Origin of the sequence: Crocosphaera sp. UHCC 0190, from assembly GCF_034932065.1 — a bacterium.
Taxonomy (GTDB): domain Bacteria; phylum Cyanobacteriota; class Cyanobacteriia; order Cyanobacteriales; family Microcystaceae; genus UHCC-0190.
Window position 1 is genome coordinate 83,958 of the sequence record NZ_JAYGHP010000003.1, and the last position, 21,022, is coordinate 104,979.

The window sequence follows — 21,022 nt, forward strand, 5'->3', positions numbered from 1 at the left end:
TAACCATGACAAAAATCAGCCTCTGCATGATCGTTAAAAATGAACAAGAAAACCTACCCAAATGTTTAGAAAGTGTTAAAGGTATCGTGGATGAAATGGTGGTCATGGACACCGGATCAACAGATAAAACCATAGAAATTGCTCAAGAATTTGGGGCAATTATTCCAACATTTGAATGGGGTAACGATTTTGCAGAGGCTCGTAATGAAGCCTTAAAATATGTCACTGGAGATTGGGTATTAATTCTGGATGCTGATGAGGTTTTAAACCGGAAAGTCGTCCCACAAATTAAAGAAGCAATTGCCATAGATGAGAATTTAGTCGTTAATTTAGTACGGCATGAAATTGGGGCATCTCAGTCGCCTTATTCTTTAGTTTCTCGGTTATTTCGTAAACACCCAGAAATTAGTTTTGCCCGTCCCTATCATGCGATAATTGACGATAGTGTAGTGGAATTGTTAAAGACAGAAATCTATTGGAAGATTGTAGATTTACCTGCCATTACAGTTTTTCATTATGGGTACACACCAGGGGCAATCGCATCTTTAGATAAATATAATCGCGCCCAAAAAGCAATGGAAAGCTTTTTAGAAACCCATCCCAATGATCCCTATACTTGTAGTAAATTGGGGGCTTTATATTTTCAAATTGGCAAAGAGAAAGAAGGCATAAAATTACTTAAACAAGGCTTAAAATCCAATAAAGCAGACAGCCACGTTTTATATGAACTGCATTACCATTTAGGCAATATTCACGCCAAACAAGAAGATAATGAAAAAGCAATTAAACATTATCAAAAAGCCATTGAACAAGAAATAATGCCGCCGTTAAAATTAGGGGCTTATAATAACATCGGGGTGGTGTTACAACAGGTAGGAGACTTAGGAAATGCGGCCCAAGCTTACAAAACAACCCTACAAATTGATCCCAATTTTATCAACGGATACTATAACTTTGCTATGGTTTTGAGTGCCATGGGTAAATTAGAAGATTCAGCCGCAGTGTATGAAAAATTACTTTTGTTGAGTCCTAATTATGCGGCAGCTTATCAGAATCTTGGGGTAGTATTATTTAAGTTAAATAAATTACCTGAAAGTTCTAAAGCGTTCATAAAAGCTGTTAATCTTTATGAAGAACAAAACAGTCCAGAAGAAGCAGAAAACCTGCGGAATGGCTTAATAGAATTAGGGTTATGGGAAGGGGAAGTGAAAATTTGATTATTGCCCTATAATTAGGATTTAGGGTCAATTCATGAATTGACCCTACAAAGTTAAGAAAATAACTTTGATCTCAGTAAGAACATTAATTAATACTTTTTCCTAACGCTATAGGTTACAGAGGGAACAGCAATGGACAAAGATTTACGCGAATCATTTCAAGAAGCATCTAGAAATTTGACCCTATTACCTCTGTTGAAAAAACAAGACCTTGAGAAGTTTCAAGTAGACTATGGAAACGAAGTTATTGATGAATTAATATCTTTAGTTGAAGAAGCTAAAAATGATAATGGTAAAATCATTTTTACCGGACATCGTGGGTGCGGAAAATCAACCCTTTTAGCGAAATTTCGTCAACTGATTATTGATGAATATTTTACCGTATTTTTCTCAATTTCTGACATCATTGAAATGTCAGACGTGAATCATATTAATATTTTATTTGCCATTGGTGTACAATTAATGGCTGAAGCAGAAGCACAAAATATAGAAATTAGTGAATCTATCAAACAACAATTTTATAAGTGGTTTGCTAGTCATACACGCATTATACAAGAAGATTTGAAAACATCGGGTTCTCTTGGTATTAACCTGTTTGAAATAATTACAGGAAAATTACAAGCAGATAAAACAGTTCGAGATGAAATTAAACAGACTTTTTTAAGAGATATTTCTAAGCTTATTTCCCGTATTAATGAAATTGCCGCTACTATTTCATCGGTTAGCAATAAAAAAATTATAGTTATCATTGATGACTTGGATAAATTAGATTTAGCAGTTGTTAGAGAAATCTATAAGGACAATATTAAAGCCTTATTTCAACCAAGTTTTATGATTATTTTTAGTATTCCCATTGCTGCTTATCGAGAAGTTGATTTAAAAGATGCAATGGAGACAGAAACAAATGATAGAATTATTCCTATGCCAGTCTATAAGATATTTAATAAAGGAGAAAGTCGTAAGGAGAATGCTGTTACTATTCCTCAAACAAACGAAACCTTATTAAATGTCTTAAATAAAAGAATATCAACTGATTTAATAGAGGATGAAACCGCAAAAGAGATCATTCTTTATAGTGGTGGTGTGTTACGGGAAGTGATTCGTATTGCTAATGGTTGTTGTCGTATTTGTTTACAATTACTTCGCAAAAATACTGATAATAAAGATATAAAAATTAATTATGAAGTCCTAAAAGAAGCTATTAAGAAATTACGTCTTGACTTTTCAATTCGTTTAGGTAAAGCAGATTACGAAATATTAGAAAAAACCTATCAAGTCTTTAACCCTGATGATCCTAAAGACCAAAAATTCTTAGATTTATTACACGGTTTATATGTTTTAGAATATCGCAATGATGAACTTTGGTATGATGTTCATCCCATTGTTATTGAACTCTTGAAGCGGAGACAAGAAAGCTAATGGAAACCCTTGATTTAGCGGAAATAAATAATCAGAATGAGACAGAATATGATGGTTTAATTGTTAGCATTGAAGCAAATGAAAGACTTTTAAATTTACTGATTGCCGTTTGTGATGATTTGACTTATCGAGATAAAATTATTGATCAATATGAGAAAGAATTAAGACAACAAAATATTCCTTGTTATCAAATAACTTTACCAAAAGAAGAACCTAGTTTACGCAGATCAATTGCTAATTTAGTAGAACAAAAAAAGTGTTTACAGGAAGAAACAAATGCAGTTATTACTGTAACAGGTGCAGAAAAATTACGCTATTTATCTTTAAATGATGAACGATCAGAACAAGAAGTTTTCTTAGGATATTTACAGTGGACAAGAGAAGCATTAAGACGGTTTCCTTTTACTATTATTCTTTGGGTAACTAAACAATTAGAAATTGAGATTAGTAAAAAAGCCCCTGATTTTTGGAGTTGGAGAAAAGGAGTATTTCGGTTTATTTCTAAAAAGACTGTTACGGTTCCCATTGAAGAATTAAATGCTTTTACTTTGGAACTAAATAATATCGAAGAAGAAGAATATTTATTACCATTAGAGGATTTACAAGCATTAGTTGAACAGGTAGAAGAAACAAAAGGCAATCAAGATGCTAGTTTAATTACCCTGTATAATAGTTTAGGTAAAGTTTATAAAAATAGAACAGAAAGGGGAGAGTCACAGAATTATAAAGAAGAACAAGATAAAGCAATTGAGTATTATTTAAAGGCGTTAGATTTATATCACACTCTTAATAAAGAACATGATTTAGAGTATGGATTAATTATTAGTGAGCTTGCAGAAATTTATCAATATCAAGGAAAATATACAGAAGCAGAATCCTTGTTTTTGAAAGCATTAGACTTAAGAAAACGTCTCTTGGGAGATAATCATCCTGATGTTGCAGAAAGTTTCGATAATCTGGCAATAGTCTACGAATCTCAGGAAAGATATACAGAAGCAGAATCCTTATTTTTAGAAGCATTAGACTTAAGAAAAACTCTCTTAGGAGATAATCATCCTGATGTTGCACAAAGTATCAATAATATTGCAGGACTCTACGAATCTCAGAAAAGATATACAGAAGCAGAATCCTTATTTTTAGAAGCATTAGACTTAAGAAAACGTCTTTCAGAAGATAATCATCATAATGTTGCACAAACTCTTAACAATCTTGCAGGACTTTATCAATATCAAGGAAGATATACAGAAGCGGAACCCTTATATTTAGAAGCGTTAGACTTAATAAAAAGTCTCTTAGGAAACAACCATCCTCATGTTGCTACCACTCTCAATAATCTTGCATCACTCTACAAATCTCAGAAAAGATATAAAGAAGCAGAACCCTTATATTTAGAAGCGTTAAACTTAATAAAAAGTCTTTTAGGAAACAGTCATCCTGATTTTGCTACCACTCTCAATAATCTCGCATCACTCTACGAATCTCAAGAAAGATATACAGAAGCAGAACCCTTATATTTAGAAGCATTAGAGATGGCAGAAAAAACATTAGGTAAAAATCATCTTGACACTTTCACTATCCGTAATAATTTAGCTTCAATGCGTAAAAAGTTAAACATTCAAGAAAACTTAGGATGCAATGTTTAAACATAAGACTTCTGTAGGGGCATAATATATTATGCCCCTAGGACTTCTGCTATTGCTCACAAAATCCGCTATTCTAGCAGAGGGAATCTTTAAAACAGGGTGATATTGTTCGTGTTAGACCTTAAACAGATACGAGAAAATCCAGAAACCATACAAGCATTACTCAACCGTCGCAGTCCTTCCCAGGAATACGATCTCACGCCCATTTTAGAACGCGATCGCACCACCAGACAACTAGAAGCAACTCGTAGCGAATTACAAGCGCGTAGTAACGAAATTAGCAAATTAATACCCCAAAAAATTAAAAGCGGAACTAACCCCAAGGGAGACGAGATCACAACCCTAAAAGAAGAAGGAAGTAACATCAAAACTCAACTCAGTGAATTAGAACCTCAAGAAAAAGAATTAAAAGCAGAAATTGAAGCTTTATTATTACAATTACCGAACCTTCCTAGTGAGTCTACACCTATTGGGAAAAATGAAACTGAAAACGTAGAAATTCGTAAATGGGGGGATGAATATTTACCTAAAATTGAAATCTTACCCCATTGGGAGATTGCCGAAAGATTAGGCATCTTAGAAGTAGAAAGAGCCGTTAAAATCGCTCAAAGTCGCTTTATTGCCTTAATTGGGGCAGGAGCAGCTTTAGAAAGGGCGTTGATTAATTTTATGTTAGAGCAACAGATTGCGGCGGGATATATAGAAGTAATGCCCCCGGTTTTAATTAATAGTGCTGCCCTACAAGGAACGGGACAACTGCCTAAATTTGCCGAGGAAAGTTTTAAATGTCCTGATGATGATTTATGGTTAGCACCAACGGCAGAAGTTCCCGTGACAAACCTCTATAGTGGCGAAGTTTTAGAAGCGGAAAAATTGCCGATAAAACATTGTGCATTTACCCCATGTTTTCGTCGGGAAGCGGGAAGTTATGGCAAGGATACTAGGGGACTTATTCGACTTCATCAATTTAATAAAGTAGAATTGGTCAAAATCGTTCATCCTGACACTTCAGAAGCAGAACATCAACAATTAGTTGCCAATGCAGAAGCCATTTTACAGGCTTTAAAATTGCCTTATCGAGTCTTAGAATTGTGTACAGGTGATTTAGGATTTGGGGCGAATAAATGTTATGATTTAGAGGTTTGGTTGCCTTCTTCGGGAACCTATAGAGAGATTTCTAGTTGTTCTAATTGTTGGGATTTTCAAGCAAGACGGGCGAATATTCGCTTTAAAGAAAAGGGCAAAAAAGGAACCCAATATGTTCATACTTTGAACGGTTCAGGTTTAGCAGTTGGTAGAACAATGGCAGCTATTTTAGAGAACTATCAACAACCAGATGGAAGTGTTAAAGTTCCTGATGTTTTACAACCCTATTTAAAGCGAGAAACTTTATAATTTGTAAGGTGGGCATTGCCCACCCTACTCTTTAACTTTGTAATTCTCGTAATTTCTTTAACACTGTTTCTGCATGATTTTTAACCCTAACATTTGACCAAATATAGGCAATATTTTGCTCTGGATTAATGATAAATGTAGAACGAATAATCCCCATATATTCCTTCCCCATGAATTTTTTTAACCCCCAAACTCCATAACTTTCTGCCACTTGATGATCAGAATCACACAGTAATTCTAAAGATAATTGATGTTTAGCAATAAACTTACAATGAGACTTTTCTGAGTCAGGACTAATTCCGATAATTTTTGCCCCTAATGCCTCAAATTCTGGGGTTAATTTGCTGAAATCTTGCGCTTCTGTGGTACAACCAGGAGTATTATCTTTAGGATAGAAATATAATACTAACCATTGTCCTAAAAAACCGTTTAAATTAACCGCTTTACCGTCTTGATTATTAATCGTAAAGTTGGAGGCCGGTTGCCCAATTTCTAATAATTTACTCATTTTACATTAGGAAAGTGATAATAGTTTGATTGTGGATAAAGTGATAGAGATCACGAGAATAAAAAGGTTAAAGTTTCCGTGATTTTCCCAGTGACACTAACTCATTATCATCGTTATTATAGATAGAAATAGGGATATTTGCGATATGCTCAATCTAATTATTTCTAGCATTGTTGGTTTCGGATTTGGTGGATTTTGTGGTCATTCTTTATCCCAAAAAGGAATTACTGCTGAAAATGCCTTAGAAAAGCATCAAAAAACAGCTAGGACAATTTTTCTGGGGTTAGTAACTATTTTAACCTTATTAATTGTTCTTGATCGCTCTAATGTATATTATCAGTTTCCTAGGCTAGTTCCTCATCTTTTTTTATTGTATCTTCAATCGAGTTTTGATAAAGTATTGTTGGGCTTTGGTTTCTTTATTTGTGGTCTGTTATTATTGTTAGAATTATCAGGCTGGTCATCCAGTAAACGCCGCAATCAGTTATTAGTTGGACTGTCAGGAATTACCTTCTGTTTATGTTTACTATTGTATTGGTTTTCTCCCATTGTTAATGATTTAGGAGAGTTTAGAACAAGTGACGGAGTTGTATTACAATCAACGACTGTAACCTGTGCGCCAGCAACTATTGCAACCCTCGCCAGAATTAGCGGAAAACATCCTAATATTCAAGAGAAAGATGTAGTTAAACTAACACAAACCAATCGATTAGGAACTAATACTATTGCAGAAATTAGGGCTATGAAACAATTAGGATTAAACCCTGAATATCATTATGATTTCCCATTAAACAAATTACTAGAACGTCATCAATTTGCCCTACTTCATGTTAAGCAAAGATGGTTAAGTCAGCAATTTCCCCATGCGGTTGCATTACTAGGTATAGATCAAGAAAATCAGGCGTTAATTCTCGGAAATCCCTTATTCGGGGTCGAACTTAAAAAAATCAGTGAATTAGAAGGATACTGGTTCGGTGAAGTTATTTTTATTAATTAACCTGAATTTTGTAGAGACGTTAGATCTAACGTCTCCATGTTTTATGGCAATTATTAACTACTAAAAGAAGCCCCTAAAAAGACAAATCCTACTGAACTAATTACCAAGCCAACAATTCGTAAAATATAAACGGCTTTACCACTCAATTTTTGTATGATAACTGTACCGATTCCAAAAGCAGCAAAAGCCACCAATAACTGAATTGTAGCAAACCCGTTTAAATAAGCAACTAAGGGGGTCATTTCTGAGCCAACAATGGCCTCTCCGTAGGCATAACCATGAAAAATTCCGGCAATCATCGCCACAGTTGCCACAATTATCATAGAAATAGAAGAAGAGAAAAATGGATTATTTTTGAGGGCTAATAATCCCCCAAAAATAATCACAGAAGTGGCAATTATGCCTTCTGGTAACGGTAAATTAATCTCCTGTAAATGAATTCCTGTTCCTTCCATCGTAGCGACAACAAAAGCAATAGGAATTAAGAATCCTTGTTTAAATCTCGTTCCTAATAATCCACTGGCAATGATAAAAGCAAAATGATCTAATCCAATGATAGGATGGGCTAATCCTGATAAAAATCCCTCGAAAAAATTTGACGGCGTTTTTCCCCCGAAAGGATGATGAGCCGAGGCAGATTGTGTTAGGATTAATAGGGAAAAAAGAGTTAGAATAATGCTAAGATTGAAGCGTTGCTGATGTTTCGTGAAAGCAAATCTCATCCGTACCTCGCAGATAGAGTAAAAACAATATCGTTCAATTGATAACGATAGCGGAATAATCGGCAGGTATTCTGACTTAGAAACTTATTATTTAAGTTTCATCACAGTTGCGGGACAGGGTTGGACTTACACCGAACTTTCCCCCTTGCGCCTAGTGACTGTTCCCCACTAGAACCGATCGCTTGGGTATCATAGCAGTTTTTTGTAGGCTAAACCAGCGAAGGACAAATAAGAATTTTTAGCTACCCAAATCAGGCGATCGCGTTATCATGATACAGAATAATTTTCTGAACCCATAAAAGAATGAAAGCTGATTCTTTAATGACAGAAGTAATTTTAACGTACCCTCATCAATTTTTAGGAAAAATTCAATTAGACTGGAGGCCACAACCAGGTAACTATTTTGAATTAGAAGGACAAACTTATGCAGTGTTAGAAACTCATCATCATTATCGCTATCAAGTCGGTGGTTATTGTCTCAATAAAATCTCTCTTTATGTACAAATTGCCCAACCTCCCACGGAAAAAAGTTTACTTGATGGCCGTTGGATAGTGGGAGATATTAACTGTCGTTTTAATGCTCATTCGGAAATTTTACGCTGTGCAGTAAACCCGGAAGGCCCTTGTCAAAATTGTCATTTTTTTGACATCAAAAATTAAGCATCACTCCCTAAAATTTCCCCTAAAGCTAAATGTGTCCCATTCACTAAATCCCACCCTGATTGAACTTTTTTACCAGATCTCTGAATTTCCTTTAATAATAGTAATCCTTCTCCGGTTTGAATAACAGGTCCAAAATTTTTAATGATATTAACTACTTCCCCAGGTTTTCCCTTTAAAGAAGTAAGAGAATCTTGCTGTTTTTCTGGCATTTCTAACCCTTCACCTAATTCAGCCAAATAAGTCGATTGCCAGGGAATTGTTACTATAATTTTGAGAGAATCACCCCGAAAATTAGTCAAACAATTAGGGTAAAATCCTCTAATTTGATTATGGATTTCAATGGCAGATTTTGACCAATTGATGATATAATCTTCTTTGTTAATTAAAGGAGCATAAGTTGCTTTTTCTGAATCTTGGGCAATGGCTTGAATCTCTCTGTTGTGTAATTTTTGTAACGTTTCTATCAATAATTCTGCTCCTTGATTAGCCAATTTCTCAGCAATTTGATGAGCATTGTCTAACAAATTAATTTTGATGTAAGCTGTTAATAACATCGCCCCTGTGTCCATACCCTCATCCATTAACATTGTAGTAATTCCCGTTTGGCGATCGCCGTTATAAATACTCCATTGAATGGGTGCGGCTCCTCGATATTGAGGTAAAATAGAACCATGAACATTAATACATCCTAATTTGGGCATTTCTAAAATTTCCTTAGATAAAATTTGTCCATAAGCAACGACAACAAAAGCATCTGCTTGGGCATTTTTTAGCTGTGAAAGGGTGTCTGAATGTTTTTTGATACGTTTGGGTTGCCAGATAGGAATAGGATGGTTTAATGCCACTTTTTTAACAGGTGAGGGAATTAATTGTTTACCCCTTCCCCTTCGTTTATCTGGTTGTGTTACCACCCCAATAACCTCAAAATTAGGATCATCTAATAATTTTTGTAGGGTTGGGACAGCAAATTGAGGGGTTCCAAAAAATACAACTTTCATCGATTCTCCTTGCCTATAAGTTTAAGACTATTTATATTATCTACGTTGACTCTATTCTTGATCTATTTTACAGTATTTAAGTAATTATAGTAATCTCAAAAAATCTATGTCTCAAATTTCTGTCAATCAACCTAAAAATTTTTTGCGAAACCCTTTATCTTGGCTGTCAAGTTTCTGGAATTTTTCCCGTCCCCATACAATTATTGGCACCAGTTTAAGTGTTTTTGCCTTGTATTTAATTGCCCTAGCAACCTTTAAAACAGAGATTACTTTCAACCATATTACGGAGTTATTAGGGGCTTTAATAGCCTGTTTGTGTGGCAATATTTATATTGTGGGATTAAATCAATTAGAAGACATCAAAATTGATCAAATTAATAAGCCCTATTTGCCCTTAGCTTCCGGGGATTTTTCTTTATTACAAGGGCGTTTGATTGTAGGGATTTCTGGTGTTTTTGCCTTGATTATTGCTTTTATTTTCGGTTTTTGGTTAGGGGTAACTGTGGCCATTAGTTTAATAATTGGAACAGCTTATTCTTTACCGCCAATTCGCTTAAAACAGTTTCCTTTTTTAGCTGCTTTGTGTATTTTTACAGTCAGGGGTGTTATTGTTAATTTAGGACTGTTTTTGTATTTTAGTAATTGTTTTATTAACACCTCTGTTTTAGTTCCTACTGTTTGGATTTTAACCGCTTTTGTGGTGGTGTTTACTGTGGCGATCGCTATTTTTAAAGATGTTCCTGATCTGGAAGGAGACAAAGAATATAATATTACAACCTTCACCATAATACTTGGAAAATCAACAATTTTCAAGATAACTTATGGTATCATTCTGTTTTGTTATTTAGGTATAATCGCCATCGGATTTTTGCAAATTTCTAATATTAATGGATGGGTTTTAATTTTGTCCCATCTGAGTCTATTGGGGTTACTTTCATGGCGTAGTCAACGGGTAGACTTAGAAGATAAAGATTCAATTGCTCGTTTTTATCAATTTATTTGGAAATTATTCTTTTTAGAATATTTACTCTTTCCTATCGCTTGTTTTTTCCATTAATGATAACCACAGAAAAGGGCCACTACGGAGGCCCTACTAGAAATATCAAATACAAAATTTAACTCATATTAACAATCTATTAATTATCAAGAATTATATCTCCTTCAAACACCAGCTTTTGAAGTTCTCTATATAATTTCATTTCTTCTTCTGTCACTTTTTTATCGGAAAAAATAGCAGCTTTGATATCATCATCTTCTTGACGAGACAACCGGCCATCTGCCAAAGCTCGTTCAATCATTGCTTTAATTTGTTGAATTTCCATTTCATTTTCCTCCCAATGATTGGTTTTAGTTTACAACAAAACCGAATAAGATTGCTAAAAACAAAAATTTTGGGCAACTTTGGCAACATATTTAAATTTTATTCGTCTCTATAGGCTAATCACCCTGTTGATAACCTCACCATCTCTTAATCATTGGAGTCTTTGAAGATTTTGAAATCATTTGTAGCCCCTTTGGTAATGTCTACCATCTGGATGACAACTTTGCCAAGTCTAGCTGTAATACGCTCTAATTTTTATCTTCCTAGCGAGAATTTTTGTGCCGTTTATCAAGGTATGATTAATAGTGAACACGAATTTGTTCTCTTAGTTAAACAAGAAAATCAATTAATGGTTGAAGCGAATAATAACTTAACGGTTGCCGTATCCCGTAAAGGAAAAATGATTGACCCCTATCAAACTAACTCATCAAAATTTCTCAAGGTTTCCGAACGGTTTTATCGCACTAAACGGCAGGAAAAATACACAATTTTAGTGAAAGGAAACACCACTAAAGCTAATATTAGGATGTGTCTTAATTAATCAACAGTTAGGATTTCATTGCCACGGATTTAGTTTTTTTAAAGCATTTTCAGCCGCCGCTTTATTCACTTTTTTTTGCGGCGGACTGTTTTTTGTCCATAAAGTTTTCCCTGAATTTTAACCCCAAAGATAAATTCTTGAGCATAATTTTTATCAAAAGAACTTAATGAGGAATGTTTCATAGTTGACGATCCTAATCTACTCTTACACTCCTCTAGTTCTCCGTTCCCTTAAATGATCAATTAAGTATATTTCTTAAACGCTAAGGTAACATTATGACCGCCAAATCCAAAGGAATTAGATAAGGCAACATCTACGATCAAAGGACGACTTTGATGGGGGACATAATCAAGATCGCACTCAGGATCAGGATTCTCTAAATTAATGGTTGGGGGAACTTTGTCATTAGCGATCGCCATCACGGTGGCCACAGCTTCAATGCCGCCCGATCCTCCTAACAAATGACCCGTCATGGATTTTGTGGAACTAATGGCAATATTATAAGCATGGCTTCCCAGGGCTTTTTTGATCGCCTTAGTTTCCGTCACATCATTAGCTGCGGTGCTGGTACCATGAGCATTGATGTAACTCACTTGTTCAGGAGAAATGCCTCCGTCTTTGAGAGCAAGTTCCATGGCACGGGTTGCCCCACGACCACCGGGAACAGGGGCCGTCATGTGATAAGCATCACAAGTCATGGCATAACCCACTATTTCTCCATAAATTTTGGCTCCTCGGTCTAAGGCCTGTTCGAGTTCTTCTAACACTAAGATCCCTGATCCTTCTCCCATCACAAATCCATCTCGATCTTTGTCAAAGGGGCGACTGGCCGTTGCTGGATCATCATTACGGGTGGATAAAGCCCTAGCTGCGGCAAATCCCCCTAAACCGAGGGGGGTAACGGCTGCTTCTGTGCCACCACAAATCATGGCTTTGGCATAACCTTGTTGAATGAGTCGGAAAGCATCACCAATGGCATTAGAACCCGCAGCACAAGCGGTCACGGTACAGGTATTAGGCCCTTTTGCTCCGGTATGAATGGCGGTTAACCCGGCCGCCATGTTACCGATCATCATGGGAATCATAAAGGGACTACAGCGACTTGGGCCACGGGTTAAATAAATTTCTTGTTGATCTTCGAGGACTTTGATCCCACCCACCCCTGTGCCAATAATCACTCCTACCTGGTCTGCATTCAGGTCATTAATGACTAGCTGTGAGTCCTTTAAAGCCTGTAGACTTGTTATTACTCCAAATTGAGCAAAACGATCCATCCGCTTCGCTTCTTTGCGATCTAAGTAGTTGTGAGGGTCAAATCCTTTTACTTCCCCGGCAATTCGGCAAGCGTGTTGGGCGGCATCAAAATGGGTAATTTCGCCGATCCCATTGCGTCCGCTCAGCAAACCCTCCCAATATTCCGTTAGGGTATTGCCAATGGGGGTAATTGCGCCTAACCCTGTTACCACTACTCGCTTTAATTGTGAATTCGTCATAATTTTTGCTTGATAAGAGCCTAGTCCGCCCAGCATCACAGTTAGGAAGGTGAGTCAGGGAGGAAGATAAGGATATTAACGTTGAGTCATCAACAGGTTTAAGCTGACTGTTCTTCAATATAACTGACTGCTTTGCCAACAGTATCAATCTGCTCAGCTACCTCGTCGGGAATTTCAACTTCAAATTCTTCTTCTAGGGCCATGACCAATTCTACTGTGTCTAGGGAATCAGCCCCTAAATCATTGGCAAAACTGGATTCTGGTTTAATGTCTTCGGCCTTAACTTCGAGTTGATCGGCCACAATTGCTTTGACTTTTTCAAAAAGATCTTGGTTCATTAAGGTTTTAATTTGCCGCTAGATACCCCATCGGATTAACCGTAACGGGGGGAAATGGGGCGGAATATACCATTTCCTAGGTTGGTGTTACTGTTGAGTTTTATTCAGCACCCTTTATCTTATCGGTAAATGGTCAGTCAGGGAATAGGGATTTTAAGATGAATTTTTCAGAGTAGGGCAATTCGGCGAGCAGCTAAATTAGATGGATGATTTGTCCTAAAATCACCATAATTCCCGTCCACAGCAAAGCCCCAATATCCCGTTTTTTATAAATCAGTTTCTCTGGGGATGATGGGACTCCTTGATATCCCCTTGATAACATGGCCTGATAAATTAACTCTCCTCGCTCATAACTCCGAATAAATAAAGAACCGATGGCATTGCCCATAACCTGACGAATCATTTGAGGATTGCTCATTAGATTACGAGAAATGGCGGCCCGTCTCATGCTGGTAAATTCTCGATTTAAGACATCAATATAACGGTACATTGAGGCCATTATGGCCACTAATAAGGGCGGTGTTCTTAAGGCTAACAAAGCTTGAAAGAGATCGGGGATCGAAGTTGTCAAAATTAAGGTATTCACAACGAACAACGATAACATCACCTTCAGGGTTACACTGCCTAACACCATTACCCCTGTGGTGGTAATTTTTAAGATTCCCCATGACCAAATCACTTGGCCTTCTGGACGAAATAGGGTTCCCAATAAAACAACCCCCACAAAGGCAAATTCAATCACAACTCTGGCTAATAAACGCCTCAAAGAAACACGACTGACGAAGATTGTTATTAACACCCCCAAACCATAAACCCCCCAAGTCTTCCATTGTCCATTGGGGGTTAAAGCGATGGCGAAAACACTGATTAAGGTACACAGTAAGCGTGTTTGCGGGGCAAGAGAATGCCAAAATGTCCGGGGCTGTTTTTTGGCTGAGTTGAGAAGGGAATGGATGTGCAACAGCATACCTTAACAATCATTAACCGTCTTATGTTAACTATTATTAAGCAATCTTTACTCTGTATCTGTTCCTTCTTGATGTGATGGAGGATGATTAGTCGTGGGTCGGCTCAACAATTTTCCTGCCCCCCAAGCAATGCCAAACGTTACCAGAGTTCCTACTAAACCCGCGAGGGGCCTAGCTAAACCTTCGGGAACACCCCGTAGGTCATAGGATTCAAAAACGTGATAAAAAGGCAATTTTTGGGCGGGTGCGTCTTCAACTGCCTTATGATCAAATTCTAAATCTTGAGACACCCGATCTAAACCATCAGGATTTTGACTGGCAAAGGGAGAGACAAAGATGGCAATGATTAAAGCAATGCCCAATCCGGTGACAATTAACAGGCGATTGCGTTTATGAGGAAGATTATCAGTCATTTTGAAGTACCAGAAATTTAGTAGGGGCAAACCCTCAGTGGCTGCCCAAAGTCGGGATTAAGATCTTGCGTCGGGGTTAAACTTAAGAGAATGGGGCGGATCATAAAGAAGATCGGGGCGCGATCGCCAGACAAAACTGATAGCAATTAAAGTAATAATGGCTTCTCCGACACCGATGACAAGATGCCAAGATACCATTGCGATCATAGCTATGGTAAAAGGTACAGTTTCTGATAAGGCGAGTTGGACTGCCGTCATTACCGCAGCGATCACCACACTAAACCAGGAAGCAACAACGGTGGCGATCGCCATACTATTCCAGGACTGACGACCTAAAGTAACCCGAATAGATTTATAAAGGTAATAGCCGCAAAATGTGCCTAAGAGTCCCATATTGACAATATTGGCCCCCAAGACAGTTAAACCCCCATCTTGGAATAAAACGGCCTGCACAATAAACACCACTGTCATCACCAGGGTTCCGGCCCAAGGCCCCAACAAAATACCGGCCAGGGTTCCCCCTAAAAGGTGTCCTGATGTTCCCCCAGGAATAGGAAAATTAATCATCTGGGCCGCGAAAATAAAGGCAGCACAAACCCCCATTAAGGGAACGGTTCGTTCTTGATAATCTTTTTGTACCCGTTTTAAGGATACCGCAATTAAAACAAGAGCAATTATCCAGCAAAACAGACTAACTGGTAAGCTTAAAAACCCATCAGGAATATGCAGGGCCAAATAAGTTGGCAATCTAGAAAATTGAATCAAGCTGAGCATAAAATTAAAGGCTAGAAGTCTCCCTATTTTTAATCTTGTTTACCTTTGTAAGATCTTTCAATGCTCTTAGGGGGGATTTTTACAACATCTTTAGATTTAGGGGGAGTTAACCTAGTCTTAAAAATCTGTGGGTAAAGGGGGATTTTGCTAAAAATTGCTATGATTGAAGGACAAAATTATCTTTAAAGTTTGAGCAATCTTTAAATGTTTTTCAGATTATTCCTTACCCTAATTTTAGTCAATTTTTCCTTAGTAAGTTTTCCCAAAATTGTGCGCTCGGAAACCCCTGATGAGTGGGTACAATTAGGAAGGCGTATTCATGGGGGTTTTGGTTCCTATGTGGCCATGGGTATTCGTATCGGACTTGATGCGATGGAAAAATTAGAGGCAAAACCAGGTGAATTGACTGTTATCTATCAAGATGGCCAGTTTACGCCTTGTCCCTGTGTCGCTGATGGTTTAATGATTGCTACAGGAGCAACCCCTGGTCAAAATTCTTTAAAAGTTGTACCATCTACGGTTAATATTAAGACTTTTGGGGTCGCTATTCTTAAAAACAAAAAGACTGGGCGATCGCTACAATATATCTTACCCTTATCCACTCGCTCACAGTTAGATACTTGGAATGAGAATTTAACGGAAAGAGAACGCTATGATGCGGTAATGAATGCCCCTGCTGATGACCTTTTTTCTGTGAAAATTGACTAAATCATCCAAATCTTATCTAAATAACTTAAATTTCTAACCAACTTAACACCGATCTTCTAAAAATAATCTAAAAAAATGACCCAAATCTTGAAACCTTAGTCACAATTGATTTAGGCTATTTTTTATTTTCTTAGTTAAGGGGAAATGGGCTAAAATTATATGAAAACAATAAATATTAAACAAAAAATGAAGAAAAAAAACCAGCTTATAAAAGTAATTTGTATTTTTTTAACAACCCTAATTATTGTTTTCTCAACTAACATTTTTTCCCCAATATACAGTCTAGATACTCCCGAAAAAACAGAAAATTTTCCGGTTGTTTTAGATGATGATACCCTCTTTATGATTCAGAATCCAACTGGTTCTATTTCTGCGGAAGAACGAGCAGATATTATCAACAGAAGACTTAATAAACTGGCTAATGATGATTCCTTAGAAATTAATGATGATGATTTTGATTTAGACGATAAAGGCAATATTATTGTTCTTTTATATAAAGGAAAGACTTTAACTACGATTACCGAAGACGATGCAAAATCTGCCTATGAATCTCGTCAAAAATTAGCAGAAGAACGTTTAAAAATCATTCAAAAGGCTATTAAACGATATCGCCGAGAGAGACAGCCTTTTTATTGGGTTTTAGGAATTATTTTTACGATTGTAACTTTTCTGATATTATTATTAACCTTAAAGATTTTTGATGTTATTTTTCCTTATTTTTATAGTCTTTTAGATAGTTGGCAAGGTACATTAATTCCCTCAATTAGAATACAAAATTTAGAACTTTTATCAGCAGAAAGATTAACCAAAATCTTCAAGAAAATTGTTAAAGTTATTCGCATTTCTCTGACTTTCTTTATTCTTTATGCGTTTCTTCCTGTTGTTTTAGGGTTTTTCCCCCAAACCAGGCAAGTTGGTCGTATTCTATTTGATTATTTACTTAGGGCAATTAATCTAGTTTCGACTGCACTTGTCGGTTATTTACCGAATATTTTTATTGTTTCAATTATTATCTATTTAACGTATTATAGTCTTCGTTTTCTCAAGTGGATTTTCGGGGAAATAGAAACAGGAAATATCTCTTTTATTGGTTTTTATTCTGAATGGGCCCAACCGACTTATCGAATATTAACCTGGTTAACCATTGCTTTAGCTGCGGTATTTGCCTTCCCTTATTTACCAGGCTTTAATTCCCCCGCATTTCAAGGAGTTTCTGCCTTTCTGGCCCTTTTATTTACTTTGGGGTCTACAGGAGTTGTCTCGAATACGGTATCAGGATTTGTGTTAATTTATACCCGTGCTTTTCAAGTTTCAGATCGGGTAAAAATTGGGGATGCTGTTGGGGATGTTTTAGACAAAACTTTGTTAGTCACGCGAATTCGCACGATTAAAAATGTGGTGATTACTATTCCCAATTCTGTGATAATGAATAGTAATGTTATTAATTTTAGTGCCTTAGCTAGAGATCTGCAACGTCCTTTAATTTTACATACAACTATTACTCTGGGGTATGATATTCCTTGGCGGCACGTTCATCAAACCTTAATTGCTGCGGCCCAAGCAAGTAACTATATTTTAAAAGAGCCACCTCCGTTTGTCTTACAAACTGCGTTGAATGATTTTTATATCAGTTATGAAATTAATGCCTATACCAATGAATCAACAAAAATGGCAGAAATTTATTCAGAACTGCATCAAAATATTCAAGATAAATGTGCAGAGGGAGATATTGAAATCCTGTCTCCTCATTATGCTGCTTTGCGAGACGGTAATCATAATACGATTCCTGCTGATTACTTACCGGAAAATTATACCGCGCCAGGCTTTAAGATCGATCCTATTACTAACATTTTGAACCAGAATTACGATCAAAATCATTCCAACCATTAGCTAGGGGCGAACAACCGTTCGCCCCCACCATGAAAAGTTAATTGAATTAGATGAAAACATCATTGTTTGTTGCTGTCAAACCGCTAATCTCAGCAGCGATCGCATTAAAATCAAGAGAGGTTCCACTGAGGCTATCATTTTGTCGGCCATTACCGCTACCGCCACCACCATCGACCACACTAATATCGATATAGGTTAGGTTCAAACCTCCCAAGACAAACCCATTGCCACCACCGATATCGCTACCTTCCTCAGAGGCGATCGCTGTAACCTCTTCCTCGGCAGCCAGTCGGATACCTGCACCGTCAAGTGTCGCGTTAGCATTAGGAGCTATGTAAAATGTAATCCGATAGTCTCCAACTTCTGTTGGACTCCACCCACCTTCGGAAAGACCATAGATCACCTTGCCACCCACGTTAAGTTCTCCAGCGAAGGTAATACCTGTGAGTGGATCGTAGATATCAGTGGGGTCACTAGGGTTAGCATCTACCCACTGGCTACCGTTCCAGAGAAGATCTCCCTCTGCCACATCACTACGACTACCATCCAGTTTCTGAATGATCAACATGGCTCCAGCAGAATAAACGGTTGCTTCGGTTATCATTTCTGTATGTACGCTGGAATCGGGTAATGCCGTCCCATTAATCGGGTATGTTGCAGCACCTGCTCCCTGAACCTTCACAGGGTTGAAGATGAGATTGAATCCGAGATTGGCACTCATTGAAGAGGTTGGTTAACTCAGTGCGTAGGGTTTGCATCTGAGCAATTTTTGCATCGAGTTGGATAATTTTATCTTGCAACTCTTGAGCTACTTGCTGACAAGTTAAGCCATGATTATCTTTAAGCTTGAGAATCCATCTAATTTCCTCTAAGGTAAGATCTAAACTTTTCAAGCCTATAATTAAAGACAATCTAGTCACATCTTCCTTACTAAATAACCGATATCCTCCTCCACTGCGACGGGGGGCTGGAATTAGCCCAATTCTCTCGTAAAAGTAAATGGTTTGAGGGTTGAGACTCAATTGGTGAGCCACTTCACTAATGGTTAACATTTCTTTCATGGAGTATTACCTTTGAGCTACCTATAGACTAACGCTTATACCCAAGTATAAGGTCAAGATGTGATCGAAGAATTGCAATATATTGTAATATTTAGTCCAGCCATAAATAGACAATAGGGGACAAGTAAATCATATTTAGTTAGCAAAATTTAGCTTAATATTGGATGAAAAAAAATAAAAAAGTAAAGATTAAAAAATATTAAGATATTAATTTTTTGATCGGTTTTTCCTTAATCATTAAAGTATTGTGGTCAACTTTTAGTAAACGTATACACTCCCAAAAAAATATGTCCAAATTTTTCAATTTTTTCCCAGTAAGTATCCTCGCTTTAACGGGTTTTGTCGCATTAGGAAATCCAGCCGAGGCAGGGAGTTTTAACTTTAATACTGTAGTGAATAATGGTGATTTAGTTCCTGATACTAATCGCCTTTTTAACAGTTATAATCCTCCTTCTGTTAATAGTAATGGGTTCGTTGTGTTTCGGGGCCGCAGTCAAGGGGGAGGTGGTCAACCGGCCACAGGAATTTTTACCCGTAATATGAATAGTCCTGGTGCGAATATTCTCCCCGTTGCAACCCGTGGGATGGAAGTCCCCGAACCCAATAACACCATGGCCAACTTTACAGAATTTCCGGCCTTTCCTCGTATTGACCAAAATAGCGATCGCGTTGCCTCACGAGGTCAATCTAATCCCGTTTGGCAGTTACCTGATGACACCAGGTTAGGGACTTCTGGCATTTATACCCAGGATACAGGGCCCTTAATTACGGGGGTCAGTCAATTGGGTGCAATCCCCGAATTTGACTTCTTTAGTGTGCCTGGAACCACACCAGGAAGGAAATTTGACCAGTTTCCGGGGGCCCCTGGGGTAACAGATGGGGACACCCTGGTTTTTAAAGGAAATTGGACAGATGAAAGCTTGAATCCCCAAACAGGGGTATATTTCCGTAATGTGGTTGAAAATGGTGGACTTTCTCCTGTGCAACTTATTGCCGATAGTAACACCCTAATTCCTGGTACTGGGACAGAATTTGGCTCAACGGCCCCACCCAGTGCGGCCAATGGTCAAGCGGTGTTTGTCGGGGTGGATAATGAAGCAAGTCCCACATTAGGGGGGATTTATTTATCTTCCCTGGATAATCCCACTAATTTGCAATCTTTAGTCAGTATTGGAGGATTATCAGATTTAATTAACGATCCTGGGGGTTTAAAGTCCATTGGGGAAGGATTATCCTTTGATGGTAAATCCGTCGCTTTTTGGGGGGCCTGGGGAACAGACTTCTTTACCCAGATTGTGACTTGTCCTGATGAGGGAAATCAAGAACGACTACAATTTTGTTTAGAAGAATCAGAGACTAACCCCAATGGTATTGGTGGGGGTCAATTTGCCTTTGATGTATTGGCCAATCAAGGCATTTTTGTAACTGATTTGGCAACAATGGGGACTCGTTTAGTGGCCCAAACAGGGGTTGACTTTTCTACCTTCCTCTTTTGGAACTTTTCGGGGATGGTTCCAGGTTCAGAAAATGAGGAAGATGGGGAAGCGGCCCGGTGGCGTTCTTCTGCTTTTGCCGCTTTAAGTGGTTCTCAGGTGGCGTTTAAAGGGACAACGGGGCCTGATGTGGAGACGGGAAAAGATGGCATTTATATTCAATTAGGCCGTGATTTACCTTTGATGACGGTGGTAGAAACAGGGATGGATGGTAGTGTCCTTGATCCTGAAGCGTCCGGTTTACCCATTACCTCCTTGGCCATCGAAAGAGATGGGTTACGGAATGGGTGGTTAGCGATCGCTGCTAGTATGGGCAATGAGGAGGAAAGTTGGGCCGGTATTTATGTCACAAGAACGACTCCTGAACCATCTTCAATCGTTGCATTATTGGGTCTAGGAATGGTTGGGTTAGGGTCAACTATCTTGAAAAAAAACACCAAAATCTAGGCTAGGAAGGTAG

Annotated in this window: 22 protein-coding genes and 1 riboswitch; of the genes, 11 read left to right on the forward strand and 11 right to left on the reverse strand. The window is 37.7% G+C overall.

The genetic code is table 11. From position 1 onward, the window contains the following. Nucleotides 1-5: 5 nt before the first annotated feature. The 4 genes from VB715_RS05815 to serS all read left to right on the forward strand — a co-directional run bounded on the left by VB715_RS05815 (nucleotide 6) and on the right by serS (nucleotide 5,674). Nucleotides 6-1,217, forward strand: coding sequence for a glycosyltransferase (locus VB715_RS05815; protein ID WP_323300258.1), 1,212 nt, complete (start codon nucleotides 6-8; stop codon nucleotides 1,215-1,217). A gap of 132 nt (nucleotides 1,218-1,349) precedes the next feature. Continuing rightward, entirely contained in the window at nucleotides 1,350-2,636 is a 1,287-nt protein-coding gene (locus tag VB715_RS05820) for an ATP-binding protein (RefSeq protein ID WP_323300259.1), read from the forward strand. Continuing rightward, nucleotides 2,636-4,279, forward strand: a complete 1,644-nt coding sequence (locus VB715_RS05825) for a tetratricopeptide repeat protein (RefSeq protein WP_323300260.1) — start codon at nucleotides 2,636-2,638, stop codon at nucleotides 4,277-4,279. The genes VB715_RS05820 and VB715_RS05825 overlap by 1 nt, the downstream gene beginning before the upstream one ends. Before the next feature lie 111 nt (nucleotides 4,280-4,390). After that, nucleotides 4,391-5,674 (forward strand): serine--tRNA ligase, encoded by a 1,284-nt coding sequence (gene serS, locus VB715_RS05830; RefSeq protein ID WP_323300261.1) that lies wholly within the window; start codon nucleotides 4,391-4,393, stop codon nucleotides 5,672-5,674. A 31-nt stretch (nucleotides 5,675-5,705) separates the two neighbouring features. Here the strand turns inward: serS and bcp are convergent, their stop codons facing one another. Beyond that, complete coding sequence (gene bcp, locus VB715_RS05835) at nucleotides 5,706-6,182, reverse strand: thioredoxin-dependent thiol peroxidase (protein ID WP_323300262.1); 477 nt, start codon at nucleotides 6,180-6,182, stop codon at nucleotides 5,706-5,708. Nucleotides 6,183-6,327: 145 nt separating this feature from the next. Here bcp and VB715_RS05840 point away from each other — a divergent pair, with 145 nt between their 5' ends. Then, nucleotides 6,328-7,179: a peptidase C39 gene (locus tag VB715_RS05840; protein WP_323300263.1), complete on the forward strand. Its 852-nt coding sequence runs from the start codon at nucleotides 6,328-6,330 to the stop codon at nucleotides 7,177-7,179. A gap of 53 nt (nucleotides 7,180-7,232) precedes the next feature. Here the strand turns inward: VB715_RS05840 and VB715_RS05845 are convergent, their stop codons facing one another. Continuing rightward, nucleotides 7,233-7,901, reverse strand: a complete 669-nt coding sequence (locus VB715_RS05845; protein WP_323300264.1) for a HupE/UreJ family protein — start codon at nucleotides 7,899-7,901, stop codon at nucleotides 7,233-7,235. Between the two features lie 43 nt (nucleotides 7,902-7,944). Next, a riboswitch (cobalamin riboswitch) is annotated at nucleotides 7,945-8,095 on the reverse strand. Nucleotides 8,096-8,204: 109 nt separating this feature from the next. Between VB715_RS05845 and VB715_RS05850 the strand changes: the two genes are divergently transcribed. After that, nucleotides 8,205-8,561, forward strand: a complete 357-nt coding sequence (locus VB715_RS05850; protein ID WP_323300265.1) for a DUF6464 family protein — start codon at nucleotides 8,205-8,207, stop codon at nucleotides 8,559-8,561. Here VB715_RS05850 and fmt read toward each other — a convergent pair. Further along, nucleotides 8,558-9,562: a methionyl-tRNA formyltransferase gene (fmt, locus tag VB715_RS05855; protein WP_323300266.1), complete on the reverse strand. Its 1,005-nt coding sequence runs from the start codon at nucleotides 9,560-9,562 to the stop codon at nucleotides 8,558-8,560. The genes VB715_RS05850 and fmt overlap by 4 nt on opposite strands. A gap of 106 nt (nucleotides 9,563-9,668) precedes the next feature. On the opposite strand from fmt, the gene VB715_RS05860 reads away from it, so the two are divergent. After that, nucleotides 9,669-10,619, forward strand: a complete 951-nt coding sequence (locus VB715_RS05860; RefSeq protein ID WP_323300267.1) for a homogentisate phytyltransferase — start codon at nucleotides 9,669-9,671, stop codon at nucleotides 10,617-10,619. 79 nt (nucleotides 10,620-10,698) lie between these two features. On the opposite strand, the gene VB715_RS05865 is transcribed toward VB715_RS05860, so the two are convergent. Then, complete coding sequence (locus VB715_RS05865) at nucleotides 10,699-10,884, reverse strand: hypothetical protein (RefSeq protein ID WP_323300268.1); 186 nt, start codon at nucleotides 10,882-10,884, stop codon at nucleotides 10,699-10,701. A 171-nt stretch (nucleotides 10,885-11,055) separates the two neighbouring features. Between VB715_RS05865 and VB715_RS05870 the strand changes: the two genes are divergently transcribed. Continuing rightward, nucleotides 11,056-11,424, forward strand: coding sequence for a hypothetical protein (locus tag VB715_RS05870; RefSeq protein WP_323300269.1), 369 nt, complete (start codon nucleotides 11,056-11,058; stop codon nucleotides 11,422-11,424). A 242-nt stretch (nucleotides 11,425-11,666) separates the two neighbouring features. Here the strand turns inward: VB715_RS05870 and fabF are convergent, their stop codons facing one another. The 5 genes from fabF to cbiM all read right to left on the reverse strand — a co-directional run bounded on the left by fabF (nucleotide 11,667) and on the right by cbiM (nucleotide 15,410). Next, the gene (gene fabF, locus VB715_RS05875; RefSeq protein ID WP_323300270.1) at nucleotides 11,667-12,917 is read right to left on the reverse strand and encodes a beta-ketoacyl-ACP synthase II; all 1,251 of its coding nucleotides are present in this window, start codon (nucleotides 12,915-12,917) and stop codon (nucleotides 11,667-11,669) included. 98 nt (nucleotides 12,918-13,015) lie between these two features. Beyond that, nucleotides 13,016-13,255, reverse strand: coding sequence for an acyl carrier protein (gene acpP, locus VB715_RS05880; RefSeq protein ID WP_323300271.1), 240 nt, complete (start codon nucleotides 13,253-13,255; stop codon nucleotides 13,016-13,018). Nucleotides 13,256-13,448: 193 nt separating this feature from the next. Continuing rightward, on the reverse strand, nucleotides 13,449-14,222 hold the full coding sequence (gene cbiQ / locus VB715_RS05885) for a cobalt ECF transporter T component CbiQ (protein ID WP_323300272.1): 774 nt from the start codon (nucleotides 14,220-14,222) through the stop codon (nucleotides 13,449-13,451). A 48-nt stretch (nucleotides 14,223-14,270) separates the two neighbouring features. Further along, nucleotides 14,271-14,636 carry a PDGLE domain-containing protein gene (locus VB715_RS05890; protein WP_323300273.1) on the reverse strand — a complete coding sequence of 122 codons (366 nt, stop codon included), beginning with the start codon at nucleotides 14,634-14,636 and terminating at the stop codon, nucleotides 14,271-14,273. Between the two features lie 57 nt (nucleotides 14,637-14,693). Beyond that, the gene (gene cbiM / locus VB715_RS05895) at nucleotides 14,694-15,410 is read right to left on the reverse strand and encodes a cobalt transporter CbiM (protein WP_323300274.1); all 717 of its coding nucleotides are present in this window, start codon (nucleotides 15,408-15,410) and stop codon (nucleotides 14,694-14,696) included. Nucleotides 15,411-15,614: 204 nt separating this feature from the next. Between cbiM and VB715_RS05900 the strand changes: the two genes are divergently transcribed. Both VB715_RS05900 and VB715_RS05905 read left to right on the forward strand, forming a co-directional pair. After that, complete coding sequence (locus VB715_RS05900; protein ID WP_323300275.1) at nucleotides 15,615-16,118, forward strand: formylmethanofuran dehydrogenase subunit E family protein; 504 nt, start codon at nucleotides 15,615-15,617, stop codon at nucleotides 16,116-16,118. 186 nt (nucleotides 16,119-16,304) lie between these two features. Then, nucleotides 16,305-18,008: a mechanosensitive ion channel family protein gene (locus VB715_RS05905; protein ID WP_323300276.1), complete on the forward strand. Its 1,704-nt coding sequence runs from the start codon at nucleotides 16,305-16,307 to the stop codon at nucleotides 18,006-18,008. A gap of 46 nt (nucleotides 18,009-18,054) precedes the next feature. Here VB715_RS05905 and VB715_RS05910 read toward each other — a convergent pair whose 3' ends face one another. Next, nucleotides 18,055-18,612 (reverse strand): hypothetical protein, encoded by a 558-nt coding sequence (locus VB715_RS05910; RefSeq protein WP_323300277.1) that lies wholly within the window; start codon nucleotides 18,610-18,612, stop codon nucleotides 18,055-18,057. 37 nt (nucleotides 18,613-18,649) lie between these two features. Then, complete coding sequence (locus tag VB715_RS05915) at nucleotides 18,650-19,069, reverse strand: heavy metal-responsive transcriptional regulator (protein WP_323300278.1); 420 nt, start codon at nucleotides 19,067-19,069, stop codon at nucleotides 18,650-18,652. 287 nt (nucleotides 19,070-19,356) lie between these two features. On the opposite strand from VB715_RS05915, the gene VB715_RS05920 reads away from it, so the two are divergent. Continuing rightward, complete coding sequence (locus VB715_RS05920) at nucleotides 19,357-21,009, forward strand: hypothetical protein (protein ID WP_323300279.1); 1,653 nt, start codon at nucleotides 19,357-19,359, stop codon at nucleotides 21,007-21,009. Nucleotides 21,010-21,022 lie beyond the last annotated feature (13 nt).

Bases quoted from the DNA above. Each gene is read 5' to 3' on its own strand.
- VB715_RS05815 (WP_323300258.1), top strand. From the start codon at position 6: ATGACAAAAATCAGCCTCTGCATGATCGTTAAAAATGAACAAGAAAAC.
- VB715_RS05820 (WP_323300259.1), top strand. From the start codon at position 1,350: ATGGACAAAGATTTACGCGAATCATTTCAAGAAGCATCTAGAAATTTG.
- VB715_RS05825 (WP_323300260.1), top strand. From the start codon at position 2,636: ATGGAAACCCTTGATTTAGCGGAAATAAATAATCAGAATGAGACAGAA.
- bcp (WP_323300262.1), bottom strand. From the start codon at position 6,182: ATGAGTAAATTATTAGAAATTGGGCAACCGGCCTCCAACTTTACGATT.
- VB715_RS05840 (WP_323300263.1), top strand. From the start codon at position 6,328: ATGCTCAATCTAATTATTTCTAGCATTGTTGGTTTCGGATTTGGTGGA.
- VB715_RS05845 (WP_323300264.1), bottom strand. From the start codon at position 7,901: ATGAGATTTGCTTTCACGAAACATCAGCAACGCTTCAATCTTAGCATT.
- VB715_RS05850 (WP_323300265.1), top strand. From the start codon at position 8,205: ATGAAAGCTGATTCTTTAATGACAGAAGTAATTTTAACGTACCCTCAT.
- fmt (WP_323300266.1), bottom strand. From the start codon at position 9,562: ATGAAAGTTGTATTTTTTGGAACCCCTCAATTTGCTGTCCCAACCCTA.
- VB715_RS05860 (WP_323300267.1), top strand. From the start codon at position 9,669: ATGTCTCAAATTTCTGTCAATCAACCTAAAAATTTTTTGCGAAACCCT.
- VB715_RS05865 (WP_323300268.1), bottom strand. From the start codon at position 10,884: ATGGAAATTCAACAAATTAAAGCAATGATTGAACGAGCTTTGGCAGAT.
- fabF (WP_323300270.1), bottom strand. From the start codon at position 12,917: ATGACGAATTCACAATTAAAGCGAGTAGTGGTAACAGGGTTAGGCGCA.
- acpP (WP_323300271.1), bottom strand. From the start codon at position 13,255: ATGAACCAAGATCTTTTTGAAAAAGTCAAAGCAATTGTGGCCGATCAA.
- cbiQ (WP_323300272.1), bottom strand. From the start codon at position 14,222: ATGCTGTTGCACATCCATTCCCTTCTCAACTCAGCCAAAAAACAGCCC.
- VB715_RS05890 (WP_323300273.1), bottom strand. From the start codon at position 14,636: ATGACTGATAATCTTCCTCATAAACGCAATCGCCTGTTAATTGTCACC.
- cbiM (WP_323300274.1), bottom strand. From the start codon at position 15,410: ATGCTCAGCTTGATTCAATTTTCTAGATTGCCAACTTATTTGGCCCTG.
- VB715_RS05900 (WP_323300275.1), top strand. From the start codon at position 15,615: ATGTTTTTCAGATTATTCCTTACCCTAATTTTAGTCAATTTTTCCTTA.
- VB715_RS05905 (WP_323300276.1), top strand. From the start codon at position 16,305: ATGAAGAAAAAAAACCAGCTTATAAAAGTAATTTGTATTTTTTTAACA.
- VB715_RS05910 (WP_323300277.1), bottom strand. From the start codon at position 18,612: ATGATAACCGAAGCAACCGTTTATTCTGCTGGAGCCATGTTGATCATT.
- VB715_RS05915 (WP_323300278.1), bottom strand. From the start codon at position 19,069: ATGAAAGAAATGTTAACCATTAGTGAAGTGGCTCACCAATTGAGTCTC.
- VB715_RS05920 (WP_323300279.1), top strand. From the start codon at position 19,357: ATGTCCAAATTTTTCAATTTTTTCCCAGTAAGTATCCTCGCTTTAACG.